This is a genomic window from Streptococcus sp. 9.1 (assembly GCF_016648815.1).
GTDB lineage: Bacteria > Bacillota > Bacilli > Lactobacillales > Streptococcaceae > Streptococcus > Streptococcus salivarius_E.
In genome coordinates this window covers 261869-275873 of sequence record NZ_JACLQS010000001.1, presented here as the reverse complement: position 1 = coordinate 275873, position 14005 = coordinate 261869, and the positions used below count along the sequence as shown (strand labels likewise).

The window sequence follows — 14005 nt, the reverse complement described above, 5'->3', positions numbered from 1 at the left end:
TATTAATTTAGAAAGCAGAGTCTCATGGAAGTCAAAAAATATAGTCCGCTTAATTCCTTAAAAAAGATAGCAGATAACCTATGGATTGTAGATGGGGAAGAAGTACTGATGAATTTCAAACTCTTCAAAGTGCCTTTTTCAACTAGAATGACAGTTATCCGTCTGCAGAATGGTGGTCTTTGGGTGCATTCACCGATTAAGCCTAGTGATAATTTACTTTTTGAAATCAAGCAATTAGGTGAGGTAAAACACCTTATCGCACCCAATGTCTTACATTATAGTTATATAAATGAGTGGCATGAACTATTTCCGGAAGCAGAAGTATGGCTAGCTCGTGGTGTTCAAAAGCGTGCCAGAAAATCGGGAATGAATTTAGATTATGGTCATGAACTAGAGAAAGCCAATTGGAACGAAGAAATTCTTTTTATGACATTTGAGGGAAGTTTTTATGTGAAAGAGGTTGTTTTTTTCCATACTGAAAGTTCAACTTTGATTTTAACGGATCTTATTGAAAATATAGAAGCTGAGAATTTATCGCTTTTTGAAAAGCTACTTTTTAAAATAGGTGATAATCACTATCCAAATGGTAAAACACCAAGAGATTTAAGACTAAGTTTCTTATTTGGTAAAAAACAAGCTTTGAGGAGCTATCACAAAATAAAGAAATGGGAACCTAAGAATATTATTATTTCTCATGGACCGTGTATCATTGGACAAGCAAAAGAGATGTTAAAGCAATCGTTCTTCTGGCTAGAAAAATAGGGTTATGTGGTTAAGGGAACTTGTCGAAAGACAAATACGAATACTTCGACCTCTGTATTTAAAAGTTTCATTCATTCGCCGCACGCAAAATAACACCCCACAAGCTACAACTTGTGGGGCATTTTCTTTTATTGGTTCTTCACCTACAAAATAACATCTGTTTTTTCAACTTTGTAGAGGGCTATTCCCATGATTAGGGTCAAGACAAGAAGAATTAAAATAGCAGGGGTCCAAGAGTTAAAGAGTTGTTTGCTTGAACCAAACAAAACTGGTCCAAGGGCCGCAAAGATATAGCCTCCGGTTTGGGCTAAACCTGATAGTTGGGCTGTTTTTTCATGGGTGCTAGCCTTCATTGAAAAGGCAACCATCATGTAAGGGAATAGGACACTAGCAGAACTTCCGATTAAGAGGTTAAGGACCAACCAATACACAAAGCTGTCTGTATTGACTAGGAGCATGGCAACTCCGACGAATCCTGCTAGGACGGTAATCACTAGCATCAAATGGCGGTTACGATCAGCAAGTTTAGTGATTAGGCTAGGAACGATCATAGAGAATGGAATACTTGTCAGTGTGAAAACGGAAGCTAGAATTCCGGCATTGGCTTCGCCGGCACCAGCTTGAGTGGCCATGGTTGGAAGCCAAGTGATAGTGGTATAGAAGAAGAGTGACTGTAATCCACCGAAAATCATGATGGCCCAGACTTTGCCACTCTTATACCAACTGCCTGAATTTTCGTTAGTAGAAGTATCTTGTTCTAAATAATGATTGTGACGGACATTAGGAAGCCAAACCACAAGAGCCAAGGCACAGACTGCTGTCAATACCCAGACCAAGCCTTGCCATGAGGTTGCTTTAGTGATTGGAACGGCTACCGATGAAGCCACGGCTGTGGACAAGCCCATGGCTGTAATATAGAGTGTAGTTAAGAATCCTAACTGATTTGGTTCATTAGCCTGAATTAGGCTTGGGAGAAGGACGTTGATAAAGGCAATCCCAGCTCCGACTAAAAGCGTTCCCACATAAAGAAGAGGGAGATTGACGGTACGCAGAGCCGAACCAATAGTCATCACAATTAAAACACCGAGGAAGAGTCTTTCGATACCAAAGCGTTTGGCCCAGCTGGCCGCAAAAGGCGAGAATATTGCAAAGGTCAAGAGAGGCAGACTTGTCAAGAGACCGAGGGAACTGACCTCAATACCTAGACCAGAAGCAATGTCTGATAAGACAGTGGATAAGGTTGTGAACGGAGCCCGCAAAACGATTCCTAGAAGAAGGATTCCAGGGATTAGAAAATGTGAATGTTTCTGTTTCATAAAGCATCTCCATGTTTAATAAGGGTATTTAAATTGATAAGAATATGACACTAATGCGTCACTTTCATCTTACCATAAATGATGGGGGTAATGAAAGCGATTACACTACATTGTCGCAAAGAAAAAGAGAGAATCTTTAGTTATAAAATTTTATTCTACTGATTATCTAATAACATCATTTTATTTTAAAAAGGCTGAACATCTAGTCCAACCTCTTTTCGATATTTTTTTAAATTTCATACCCCATGAGGAGTCCACCTTCTTCGGCATAAAAACTACAAAGTCCAGAAGTAGGAAGGACTTCGATGCTTGCTTGGGCAAATTTTTCACGAACCAATGCAGAGAATTGCTCGATAAATTTGTCATTGTTGCGGTGGGCAATCGTAATATGTCCACCTGTATAACCAGCCTTGATCAGTTCATCAAAGGCAGCTTTGATAGCTTTCTTTTGGCCACGAGCTTTTTGAAGCAACTCTAGGGTACCAGTCTTACTAGCTTCACCGACCATACGGATATTGAGGAGTCCAACAACGGTGCCAACCAGTTTACTTAGACGACCATTCTTCACCAAATTATCAACTTTGGCTAAAACAAAGAGCAACTTAGTTTTGGCTTGGTAAGCTGTGATGGCATCAAGGACTTGGTCGAACTCAAGGCCTTCAGCAACTAAGTGATTGAGTTTACGAACGAGAAGGTCGACCTCGCCACCAGCTGATAGACTATCAATCACGTGAATCTTGGTATCAGGATGCTCTTCCAGATAAATTTTCTTAGCAATTTCAGCACTATTGTAGCTACCAGAAAGGGTTCCAGTGATTGTCACGACAACTATATTGTCCGCTCCTTCAAAGGACTTCATATAGTCATCAGGACTTGGACAAGCAGATTTGGAAGCAGTTGTAGTCGCATACATCTCCTCCATCATTTGATCAATATTGAGTTGGGCATCATCCCTGTAAATGGTTTCGCCCACTTGGATAGTCAAAGGAACACTGACAAACTCCGTATCTGGTGCCAGATTGTCTAAAGAACGGTAGTCACAGCCTGAATCCGCAATAATTTTCCATTTCATAGGTTTATACCTCATATCTGCATAATGTACATTGACAAGTGTTTTGTCTTCTTTTACAATTTTATCATGAAGTGCATTGCTATCATAGTAGATCTCATCAGGTGTGACAGATAGAAAGTGAATGTTATGGCAGAAAGAAAAATCTCAGAGAAATCCTTGGAAAATCTCAAACGATTTAACCAAGAAAATAAAGCAATTACACGAGAATCCATCGAAATTTCTCTCCTGCAATTGTTGGAGAAAAAAGACTTTAAAAAGATTACCATATCGGAACTGGTTGAGCGTGCGGGTGTATCTCGTGCTGCCTTTTATCGCAATTATGGTTCTAAGGAAGAGATTTTAAAATCTATTTTTGAGTCTTGCATTACAAAGATTACTAAGTCCTTGGACAGCTATAATCTCAAGACGGATCTTTACCAAGTCTGGGTTTATCTCCTTAAGGAAGTCAAAGAAGAAGCCAAAATCATCAGTCTTGCCATTGATTATAATTTTGAGCAGGTATTGACCAAGGCAGTTTATGATTTTTTGGAAAAACGAAATGGTAGCTCATCAAATGGTGCCGGTAGCTACCTCAATTCCTTTTGGAGCTCAGCTATTGTCTCAGTGATTTCCAAATGGGTCAAGGATGGCATGAAGACCCCAGCTGAAAAGATTGCCAAACTTGGTCTCCCGCTTTTTCCACAAAAGAAGAAATAATCCCCTTGCTACTACAACTAATTGGAGGTTCAGTATGCCAATATATGAATTTTGTGCAGAGAATGTGACTTACTTAGAAAAAGCTTTTCAAGCCGGTGCTCAACGCGTGGAGTTGTGTGATAATCTGGCTGTTGGAGGCACGACACCTTCTTATGGTGTTATAAAGGCGGCTGTTGAGTTGGCCAAGGATTATCAGGCTAAGGTGATTGTGATGATTCGTCCACGAGGGGGCGACTTTGTCTATAGCCAGCAGGAATTAGCTATCATGCTAGAAGATATCAAGTGTGCGTGTGAATTGGGTGTTGACGGCTTTGCACTAGGTGCTTTGACTTCAGAAAACCAACTCGATACAGAAGCTCTAAAGACCTTGTTAGATGCTAGTCGAGACCTAGAGGTCACCATGCATATGGCCTTTGACCAAATCCCTAAAGTAGCTCAGCCTAGTGCTATTCAGTGGCTTAAGGACCACGGTGTGACGCGTCTTCTCACCCGTGCTGGAAATCCTGAGACTGCTCTAGACTCACGCTTGCAAGCCTATACAGAATTGGTTCAGCTAGCAGACGGTCAGTTGGATATTTTAGCAGGAGGTGGTATCTCCGTGGCTAATCGTGACCAATTTCTTGCCATACCTGGTCTTGAGCAAGTTCATGGAACACGTGTCGTCTTTTAGATTTACAATGGAACCAGCTTCTTGGCCCGGTTCCTTTTGATTTTTGTGCAATGGGAGGCACTTTGCTTTTCTAGTCATTCTTTGATAAGCTATTACTATAGCATTAAAAAAATTGGGGGATGTATGTTAGATAATTTGTTAAAAAAGAACCCTGTCTTGGGTGTCATTCTTTATCCGTTATTAGGGTTAGGAGCTATTTGGCTTGGTCACTATTACTCACAGAGCCTTTCGCTATTGGAAAAAACGGGTGGTCAGATCAAGGTTAATACTTTTGTTTACATTGCCTATCAATTAGGTGGGACCAAACTCGTCATGGGGTTCTTTATTCTTTTAGCGCTTTTCTTTTTCTATCTGGGCTATACTTATCTTAAAAAACTTGGCAATACTCAGAAATAAGAACCAAGTTTATACACAAACTGCGGCTACTTGCTTGCAGTTTTTTTCGTTCCTAACGGCTACCCTGAGGCACTCATTGAGTTTCAATGACATTTTTACACTGCAAAAAGTATTCTGAGAATAAGTAGATGTCAAAATCTGGTATAATGAAGCCAAGGAGGGGCCTATGAAAACTTTGAAAAAACAGACGCTAATTCTTTTATCTATCTCTAGCCTGCTACTTGTCGGTTTAGCAGTTTTTGCACATCTCCACAAAAAAGAGGAGCAAGCAAATTACTCCAACCTTAATAGTAAGGCTAGTATTAGTGAGGTGCGAGCCATACTCTCGAAACATTTGAACAAGGAGAGTGTGGATAACTTTATCAATCTCGTTACTGATTACAATGACACCGTGGGTTCTGTAGGTCTTTCTGGGAGTTTTGCGCCATTTAGCAAAACAGACTATGATGTGGAAAAAATCAGTAGCCTGTGGACAGCCAAGCATGGTGACTTTATCGGCACCAACTGTCGTATCAACACCTATACGCTACTGAAAGGCAAAATTAAGATTCCACAAGTCAAGAGTGATAGTGAGCTCCTTTTCCAAGATAAGGATGCCATTGACAAGGGCAAGCTCTTTGATGCCAAGGATCAGGAAAATTTTGAGATTCTTTTTTCAAGGGTCAAGACTGAGGCCACCCAAGATGTCAAGGTTCACGCCAAGCATATGGAGGATTACTATAAGCAATTCACCTTTGATGACAAGGCACGTATGCTGTCGGTCGTTGTCCACGATAATCTGGATGGCGATTCCCTTTTTGTCGGTCACGTCGGCGTCTTAGTTCCTACGACAGATGGTTACTTATTTGTCGAAAAATTGACCTTCGAAGAGCCCTACCAAGCCATAAAATTTGCTAGTAAGAAAGATTGCTACAAGTATCTCACAACCAAGTACAAGGACTATACCGGACCAGGTCTAGCCAAACCCTTTATCATGGACAATGACAAATGGGTGGATATGGACTAGCTCAGCGTGAGAAGAAGGTTTTTTATAGGCAAGAAAAGGAAGCAAGATATGAAAAGAAAAGAAGCCTTGTCGTTTTATCTGGCGGGGACCTTTGGACAGATTTTACTGGTCAGTCTCCTTGTTTGGTTGCTAAGAGCAGGAGGAGTTAGGGTTGATTATGGAACTCCAATTGGCCTCTTTACCCTTATCTTAGGTGGATTGTCATCAGCTATTTGGGGAGGCTATGTTAGCATTCGCTATCATCACTCTAGTTTTAAACAACTTGTCAGAGACTTTTTCCAAGTCAAACAGCCTCTTAGTAATTATCTCTTAGTCCTCATTTTTCTAGGTTTGGATTTTTTACCAATGGTCTTGAGTGGAGGGGCGATTATTCAGGCTTGGTATCTCCCCATTGTGTTATTTTGCAAAGCCCTTGTCTTTGGTGGAATCGAAGAAATCGGTTGGCGCTATTTTTTCCAGCCTGCTTTGCAAGAAAAGTTGACCTATCTAGTGTCCACGCTCTTTACATTTTTGGCTTGGTCACTATGGCATATCCTCTATTTTTACATTGATGGGTCTCTGGCCACGATTCATTTATTGCCTTTCTTGCTAGGCTTATTAAGCAATTGTTTCATCTTATCCGCCATTTATACAAACACCAGAAGTCTTTGGCTTTGTGTGATGACACATGCGCTTATCAATGCTTTATCGCAACTGTCATCAGCGGAGAGCCTTTGGTTGTCCCTTGTGATTAAGGTGTTGATAATTCTTCTTGCCATGAAAATTGCAAGTAGCAGTATGGAGAAAGTGAAATCCTAAGCTGGCTTGATTTTCATTGCTTCAGTTACTTATAATTCCCAAGAGTAGTTCAATGACTGCTCTTTTTTTCCACTCAAATGACCTTGCCCATCTTTTTGAGGCATGTTATACTAGAAGAGTATTGTCAAAATTTTCTGACATTACAGGTGGAAAGGAGGTGCTAATGCCTTTTAAAAAAACAAAACACCTTGTTTTTTCCCGCTACCTAAGCCTGCTCTGTTTGCTTCTAGTTTTACTAGTAGCGTCAGTTTTTGTAGCAGTGTCTTTAGGGGCGGTCACTATAGATATAGGTGATACCTATGGTGTCATCTTCAGTAAATTGGGGCTTCCGATTGCCAGTCATAGCATAGCCAAGCCACTTGAAGCTATTATCTGGAATATGCGAGTTCCTAGGGTTCTCCTAGGGTTAATAGTTGGTGCAGGTCTTTCCATGTCTGGGAGTGTCATGCAGTCAACCGTCAATAATCCGATTGCCGAACCCTATATCCTGGGAATCTCAGCAGGGGCAACTTTTGGAGCAACCTTGGCCATCATTTTAGGCCTTAAGGCTGTGGTAGGCTTGGGTGCCTTTGTGGGGGCTATCCTAGCGACGATTCTTGTCCTAATCATTGCCTCTATGCAGGGGAGAGTGACCACATCTGGCCTGATTTTATCTGGAACGGTTGTCAATGCCCTCTTTATTGCCTTTGCTAATTTTATAATCTCTATTGGAGCGACTGCAGACAGTGTCATGACCATTAAGTTTTGGACCATGGGTTCATTGACAGGAACATCTTGGTCAGATTTGCTGCTTCCAGCACTAGTAGTTGGTTTGGCCTTTCTTTTTTTCTCAACTCAGTATCGTGTCTTCAATGCCATGATGATGGGAGATGAAGCAGCTTTGACTTTAGGGATTCCACTTAAACTCTACTGGTATCTTTATATTGTCATTGTTGCGATCATAACGGCCGTCTTGGTTGCTAGCTGTGGGATTATCGGTTTTGTCGGCTTGATTACCCCTCATATTGCTAGAAGTTTAGTCGGGACTAACTATCGTAAGCTTTTCCCGGTGGCAACGCTCTTAGGTTCCTTGTTTGTGGTTTGGGCAGACGTCTTGGCTAGAATCCTCGTTAAAAATGTAGAGCTACCGATCGGTATCTTTACTGCCTTAGTTGGTGCACCTTTCTTTATTTATATTGTGACTAAAAATCGTAGAAAGGTGGTTTAGACTTATGGATGTAAAGTGTCAGGATATTCATTATTCGATTGGAGAGAAAAAAATATTAAACGGTGTCTCTCTAGAGGTTAAAGGTGGGCAATTCCAGACCATACTGGGACCAAATGGGAGTGGCAAATCAACCTTGCTCAAAACCATTTACCGCCAGTTGAAACCAGATAGCGGTCAGATTTTTCTTGATGGAAAATCCCTAGACCAGGTGAGCCTAAAGGAAACTGCAAAAGAAATGGCCGTTGTGACACAGTTTAACACCCTTCAATTTGATTGTACGGTGGAAGAAATTGTCATGCTTGGCCGAACGCCTCATCTTTCCTTTCTGCAAAAAGAATCGGAGCGAGATTACGTCCTCGTTCAGGATGCCCTAGACAAGGTTGGCATGTCTGAAAAGAAGGCCCGCTATTATTCGTCCTTATCAGGTGGCGAAAAACAAAGAGTCATCCTGGCGCGTGCCTTGGCTCAGGAACCTAAACTCCTTTTATTGGATGAGCCTACTAATCATTTGGACATTAAGTATCAGTTGGAGATGTTGGCCCTGGTCAAGGAACTCGGCATTAATGTTCTGGCAGTTCTCCACGATATTCAATTGGCCTGTCGTTTTTCAGATTATATCTACTTAATGAAAGGGGGTGAGATTGTTGCCCAAGGTGTCCCAAGGGATGCCGTAACCCCACAATCCTTGCAGGCGGTTTATGATGTTCAGAGTCGTATTACTTGGACAGATGACCAGCAGGCAATGATTCAGTATTTATAAGCCTAGGAAAGGAAGGCCTTATGAACAAGAAAACATTTCGTATCGCATTAATCGCTGCAGCAGTCCTCACATTGACAGCATGCAGTTCTACATATAAAAACAGCACATCATCGTCATCAGCAGCAAAAGAAACGGTGAAAAAGACTAACTCAGAAACCCAGTATCCTTTGACTGTCAAAACTTATGACGATAAAGGAACTGAGCTAGATCAAGTCTTCAAAAAGGCACCAGAAAAGGTTATCACCAATAACCTTTCATCAACTGAAATCTTGATTGAGCTTGGTTTGAAAGACAAAATTGTCGGTATGCTTAACCCCGACAATGAAGTAACCGATAAATATAAGGATGACATTGCTTCAATCCCACATATCGGTGATAAGAAAACAATTTCTCAAGAAGCCATCTTGGCTTACGGACCAGATGCTCTTATTGGTCGTAATATGATGTTCTCAGACAAGTCAATGGGAACCATCAGCACATGGAACAGCAACGACATTCCTGTTTATACCCAAAAAGCTTCTGTCTCAACAACCAAACAAGATTTGAATAATATCATCGAAGATGTTAAAAATATTGGTGACATTTTCAACGTCCAAGACAAGGCAGACAAGTATGCGGGACAACTTCAAAAGCGTATCGACGCTGTTAAAAAGAAAAACAAGTCTTCTGACAAAGACTTGAAGAAGGCTCTTATCATGTGTGCCTACAACGATGAGACCTTTGGAACTTACAAATCTGCCCTTCAAGAAAGCATGCTCAATCAGCTTGGTTATACCAATGTTGCGACAGGAACATCAGATTTGACTCTGGAAAATCTCGTGTCAATGGAACCAGAATTGATTATCTATGTAACCAGTGACCGTAATAAGGCCATGGACAAGGAAGCAACAGACAAGATGGAAAAGAACGCTGTTCTTGAAAATGTTCCAGCCGTTAAAAACAAGAAAATCATGACTATTTCTTATGATGAGCTTATGGATTACGGTCCATCTGTGATTGATTCTCTTGAAAAGGTTAATGACTTTGTTAATAAATAAAGACTTTGTCTGCCATGACATTCAGGTTACGGTTGCCCTTCCTGAGTCTTATGATTTCAAGAAGGCTTATCCAGTTGTTTTTTTGAACGATGGGCAGCTTGAGTATCTGGGAAAAATCGCAGATTCTGTTATCCTGGTTGGGCTTGAACCTCAGAATCGCTTGGATGATTTTACGCCTTGGCAGGCTCAGGCTCTGAGACCTGGAAGCCCTGATTTTGGCGGTAAGCTAGCCAGCTATCATGACCATCTATTTGGCCATATTTTCAAAAGCATCGCACAAGAGTTTCGACTGGATGAAAGTCGCATGGCTTACGGAGGCTATTCGCTGGGTGGTTTGGCTGCTATTTCCAGTCTTTATAGCAGTGATAAGATGCCTTTGATCTTCTCCATTTGTGGATCCTTCTGGTATCCAAATTTTGTAGCTTACTGCAAAGCCCACCAGCCCATCAATAAGTCTTGCTCGGTCTATTTACGTAACGGTTTGACCGAGGGGGCTAATCATAAGAATAGATTGGCCAAAGCTCCTAGTTATGCCAAAGAAGTGCATGAACTTATCAAAAAACAGAGCGTGTCTACTTATTCAGCATTTGACCCCTACGGACATCATGACCATCTCCAAAAAAGATATGACGCTTTTTCGGATTGGTTGATTGAGCAGTGGAAGCTTTAGTTTTAACATGGTGTAAGAAAGAGCACTAGACAGACTAAAAAAGTAGTGAAGAAAATTCCGACGATGGAATCTCTTCACTACTTTTTGTTATGCTCGAAAACTACCATCACAGTTGATGCTTCCGAAAAGTTTTTAGACATGAATCAAAAGACGCCTTAACTCTGTATATTAAAGGTAATTTATTTACCTTTGACTTATATCCTAACTTCAAAAAGGATAGGACTATTATTGTTGCTGATGCAGTAACTTATATAATTTAAAACTTTTTTGTTGGAGAAGTAGAAGGGAAAAAACTATACTTTGGTGCCTGAGAATACTTCGATATGGTTCCCTAGTATTTTTATATCTACTGGAAGATTATCCGATTTGTCTCCATCAACATCTGACTCTAACTCAACCTCTGAAGAAATCCTAATATTACGCGCTTTGATATATTCGATATTATCGTTACCTACTAGATCCCCTTTTAACAAATCTGGGATAGTCGATAATTTAGAAATGATGGATGCATCTTTTAAAATCAAGATATTTCCATATCCATCTGTATTTTCATCAAATAGTTTTTTGTCTGCATAGTAATTAGATAGAAGAACTAAGACCTGACTAGCTTCACCTTCATAATTGCCATTTTCGCTTTCAATACGAACATTAAATACATCGTCTTCTACAACGGACTTCATCGTATTGATTGCATATGCAAAGATACCGTACTTTGTTTTATCTTCAATATCAACGTTATGAATAGCTTCTGGTAAAGATCCAACACTAAAAATATAGCCAAAATAATTTTGATTAGCTTTTCCAACATCAATGGTTTTAGTAAAATTGAAATCAAGTTCTTCAATCGCTTGATCAATATTTTGGTTGATTTCTAATAGCTTAGTGATTAAATTACCAGTTCCACCAGGAATAATCCCAAGTTTTGGAATGTGATTTTTTTCAGCAATCCCTGAAATAACCTCATTTACAGTACCGTCTCCACCAAAAACAATTACTGCATCATATTTTTCTTTAGAGGCTTTTTCAGCAAATTGAGTTGCATCTTTGGCTTTTTGCGTAATCTTAGTTTCAACATAATCAAAATACTCTTTAGCCTTATTCTCCAAGCTCTCTTTATAATCTAATGCTGTTTCTCCTCCAGAAGTTGGATTAATAATTATCATTACTTTTTTCATTGATATTTCTCCTATGGACCACTAGTGACAATACTTTTCAACGGTTTCTTATGCTTATCAGATTAATATCTCACATTACTTGTTGTTATTTGGGGATTCTTTTTACTTATCCTTTTCTATTTGTTGAAGATCATCATCGTTTTTATATTGAATGATGTAGTCGACTAATTCTTTTTCAGTTAATCTATCATTTGTTAATTGTGAAACCTGAATCGAGATATTTTTCAAACCATATTCATTTTGTTTGTTAATGATACCTTGTAACTCAGCTTCTGAAAGATATTTACCTGAAATGGTTAGCTTTAGTGTATTATTTTCTTTACTATATTTCTTTTTCAAAATAGTATGGTTTTCAAATTGATCAGATAGATAATTATTGATAGACTCATTGATTAGCGTATCTCTAACTAAGGTAGTTGCAGAAGCTAAACTTGGAATAATAAGAACAAGCGAGACTAGAATTAATATTTTTCGCATTTTAGAGACTTCACGATTATGTTTAACATAAGGATTATTAACCATCATCACATTAGTGCCAATATATGTAGCAATCATAATAAAACTGCAGTTAATGGAGAACAAATATGACGCCCCTATCATATACTCAAGATTTCCTGTGGCAATAGAATACCCCACGGTACAAACGGGTGGCATAAGAGCAGTTGCAATGGCGACACCAGGAACAATGTTATTAGCTTCTTTCTTTCGTGCTCCAATAATGCCGGCTAATCCACCGACGAATGCTATTACAACGTCCCAAATTGTGGGCGAAGTTCTAGCAATAATTTCCGTACTTGCGTAAGAAATGGGCGAAAGTAAAAAATAAAGTGTAGAGGCTAAAAGGCTTACTGCAACTTGAATAAAAAGAATTTTAAACGACTTTTTGAGAAGTTTTATATCTAATATTGCTAACGCAAAACCTACTCCAAGGATAGGTGTCATCAATGGAGAAATCAACATTGCCCCTATGATTGTTGGAATAGAATTCATATTCAAACCAATAGATGCAATCAATATCGCACACAATAAAGTGGTTAAGTCACTTTTTGATAAATCTAAATCCTCATAGATTTTGTCCCTAAATTCTATTAGAGAATAAAGTTTACCATCCTTCAAAACTTTTTCCATAACAGTACTCCCTCTTTGTTAGTATAGTCAACTTTTTAAGCTCACTCTTTGACGACGTATCTAAATCATTGGTTATTATTATTGTAACTTCTTTACGTGGGCGTGTTTTATATTCTACTTTCAATTTGTAATCAGTTCTCTCCTCAAAATTGGTATAAGGATATTGACCAAGTAGTGCATTGATACGTTGATCAAATTCATAATCAATCCACCACTTCTCAAACAATTCTTTGAAAGCTTGCAAATCTGTTTCAGAATCCAATAGGGTTAATGCATCCATAAAACCTGTTTTATATCCATTAATTTCTGAGCATAAACCAACGACCTCATCCTTATTAATTTTGGTCAATTCCTGACGCATTTTAAGCAAATCCTTGTCTGCAAAGAGTCCTTCAAAGCCCTCAAGCTGTTTACTAAATTCGTCTAATTTAGTGTAATCCTGACGATTCAATGTTTCTCTAATATCCATATTTATCTCCTTTTTGAATTTTAAACTCCTACTGAAAATAACACAGTATCCTGTGTAAGATTTAGGCTTTTTATTGGATGATACTTCATAAAGAAAAAGTGTGTAAGGGTTTACATGTTTCAATTATACATTTTATTTCCACTTTCGTCACTCTTACTTCTTAGGGCGTTTTTTTTTAACGTTTCAATTGGCTAAAAATTTTAAGGTCATACCACCATAATCAAAGGTTTTATTGATGAATTATTCAATTATCAGAATGGTCTGATAGTAATAACCATGTATGTAGAGTATTTACAAAACTGTTCAAAAAACTACAAGAATCATAACATAAACATACTTGCAAATCTATGCAATCGTTTGCAAAACAATTGACAATTTTCATTCTATTTTTTTGTAAGCGCAAACATTTTCATTGACTTATCAATTTGATTAACTTATACTGTTATTAACAGGTATATACTAACATTAATCTTATGATTGTTAAGATTAATATAAAAAATGTTTTAGCTAAAATGTAACTCTTTAGATTGTTTGATTTCCAAACAACCTAACTTTCCTCAATTTAGAAAGGGGGAGACATTATGCTTTGGGCTATTATCGTAGGAGGCTTTATCGGTCTTATTGCAGGTGTAATCACTAAAAAGGGAGGTTCCATGGGAATAATCGCTAATATCTTTGCAGGTTTAGTAGGTTCATCTGTTGGACAATCACTTTTCGGTGCATGGGGACCTAGTCTAGCAGGAATGGCATTAATTCCATCAATCTTGGGAGCGGTCATTGTTGTTGCAGTAGTATCATTTTTCCTAGGGAAAAAAGAATGAACTTGAATCTTTTTGACAGGAA

16 protein-coding genes are annotated in these 14005 nt (G+C 38.9%); 11 read left to right on the top strand and 5 right to left on the bottom strand.

Annotation, left to right across the window (positions count from 1 at the left end; all coding sequences use genetic code 11):
* The first annotated feature begins 24 nt into the window (after positions 1–24).
* On the top strand, positions 25–762 hold the full coding sequence (locus tag H7T93_RS01270; RefSeq protein ID WP_175057486.1) for a DUF4336 domain-containing protein: 738 nt from the start codon (positions 25–27) through the stop codon (positions 760–762).
* Between the two features lie 143 nt (positions 763–905).
* Here H7T93_RS01270 and H7T93_RS01265 read toward each other — a convergent pair whose 3' ends face one another.
* On the bottom strand, positions 906–2078 hold the full coding sequence (locus H7T93_RS01265) for an MFS transporter (RefSeq protein WP_175057487.1): 1173 nt from the start codon (positions 2076–2078) through the stop codon (positions 906–908).
* A 229-nt stretch (positions 2079–2307) separates the two neighbouring features.
* Entirely contained in the window at positions 2308–3150 is an 843-nt protein-coding gene (locus tag H7T93_RS01260; protein ID WP_003093981.1) for a DegV family protein, read from the bottom strand.
* A gap of 126 nt (positions 3151–3276) precedes the next feature.
* Here H7T93_RS01260 and H7T93_RS01255 point away from each other — a divergent pair, with 126 nt between their 5' ends.
* The 9 genes from H7T93_RS01255 to H7T93_RS01215 all read left to right on the top strand — a co-directional run bounded on the left by H7T93_RS01255 (position 3277) and on the right by H7T93_RS01215 (position 10390).
* On the top strand, positions 3277–3846 hold the full coding sequence (locus tag H7T93_RS01255; RefSeq protein WP_195917833.1) for a TetR/AcrR family transcriptional regulator: 570 nt from the start codon (positions 3277–3279) through the stop codon (positions 3844–3846).
* Positions 3847–3880: 34 nt separating this feature from the next.
* Positions 3881–4516, top strand: coding sequence for a copper homeostasis protein CutC (locus H7T93_RS01250; RefSeq protein WP_201041592.1), 636 nt, complete (start codon positions 3881–3883; stop codon positions 4514–4516).
* Positions 4517–4639: 123 nt separating this feature from the next.
* Positions 4640–4912, top strand: a complete 273-nt coding sequence (locus tag H7T93_RS01245) for a hypothetical protein (RefSeq protein ID WP_195917831.1) — start codon at positions 4640–4642, stop codon at positions 4910–4912.
* Positions 4913–5078: 166 nt separating this feature from the next.
* A complete protein-coding gene (locus tag H7T93_RS01240) occupies positions 5079–5918 on the top strand; it encodes a DUF4300 family protein (protein WP_195917830.1) in 840 nt (279 codons plus the stop codon).
* 48 nt (positions 5919–5966) lie between these two features.
* Entirely contained in the window at positions 5967–6716 is a 750-nt protein-coding gene (locus tag H7T93_RS01235; protein ID WP_175057489.1) for a CPBP family intramembrane glutamic endopeptidase, read from the top strand.
* A 163-nt stretch (positions 6717–6879) separates the two neighbouring features.
* On the top strand, positions 6880–7923 hold the full coding sequence (locus tag H7T93_RS01230; RefSeq protein WP_201041591.1) for a FecCD family ABC transporter permease: 1044 nt from the start codon (positions 6880–6882) through the stop codon (positions 7921–7923).
* 4 nt (positions 7924–7927) lie between these two features.
* Positions 7928–8683 (top strand): ABC transporter ATP-binding protein, encoded by a 756-nt coding sequence (locus H7T93_RS01225; RefSeq protein ID WP_002886099.1) that lies wholly within the window; start codon positions 7928–7930, stop codon positions 8681–8683.
* A gap of 20 nt (positions 8684–8703) precedes the next feature.
* Positions 8704–9720: an ABC transporter substrate-binding protein gene (locus H7T93_RS01220; RefSeq protein WP_175057490.1), complete on the top strand. Its 1017-nt coding sequence runs from the start codon at positions 8704–8706 to the stop codon at positions 9718–9720.
* Complete coding sequence (locus H7T93_RS01215; protein WP_037611460.1) at positions 9701–10390, top strand: alpha/beta hydrolase-fold protein; 690 nt, start codon at positions 9701–9703, stop codon at positions 10388–10390. Before H7T93_RS01220 ends, H7T93_RS01215 begins: the two co-directional genes overlap by 20 nt.
* Positions 10391–10683: 293 nt before the next feature.
* On the opposite strand, the gene H7T93_RS01210 is transcribed toward H7T93_RS01215, so the two are convergent.
* The 3 genes from H7T93_RS01210 to H7T93_RS01200 form a co-directional block, all read right to left on the bottom strand.
* Entirely contained in the window at positions 10684–11565 is an 882-nt protein-coding gene (locus tag H7T93_RS01210; protein ID WP_155222274.1) for a diacylglycerol/lipid kinase family protein, read from the bottom strand.
* 102 nt (positions 11566–11667) lie between these two features.
* Positions 11668–12693 carry a DUF389 domain-containing protein gene (locus H7T93_RS01205; protein WP_201041590.1) on the bottom strand — a complete coding sequence of 342 codons (1026 nt, stop codon included), beginning with the start codon at positions 12691–12693 and terminating at the stop codon, positions 11668–11670.
* Positions 12668–13162 carry a hypothetical protein gene (locus H7T93_RS01200; protein WP_230310551.1) on the bottom strand — a complete coding sequence of 165 codons (495 nt, stop codon included), beginning with the start codon at positions 13160–13162 and terminating at the stop codon, positions 12668–12670. Before H7T93_RS01200 ends, H7T93_RS01205 begins: the two co-directional genes overlap by 26 nt.
* Positions 13163–13743: 581 nt before the next feature.
* On the opposite strand from H7T93_RS01200, the gene H7T93_RS01195 reads away from it, so the two are divergent.
* Complete coding sequence (locus tag H7T93_RS01195) at positions 13744–13983, top strand: GlsB/YeaQ/YmgE family stress response membrane protein (RefSeq protein WP_201041589.1); 240 nt, start codon at positions 13744–13746, stop codon at positions 13981–13983.
* Positions 13984–14005 lie beyond the last annotated feature (22 nt).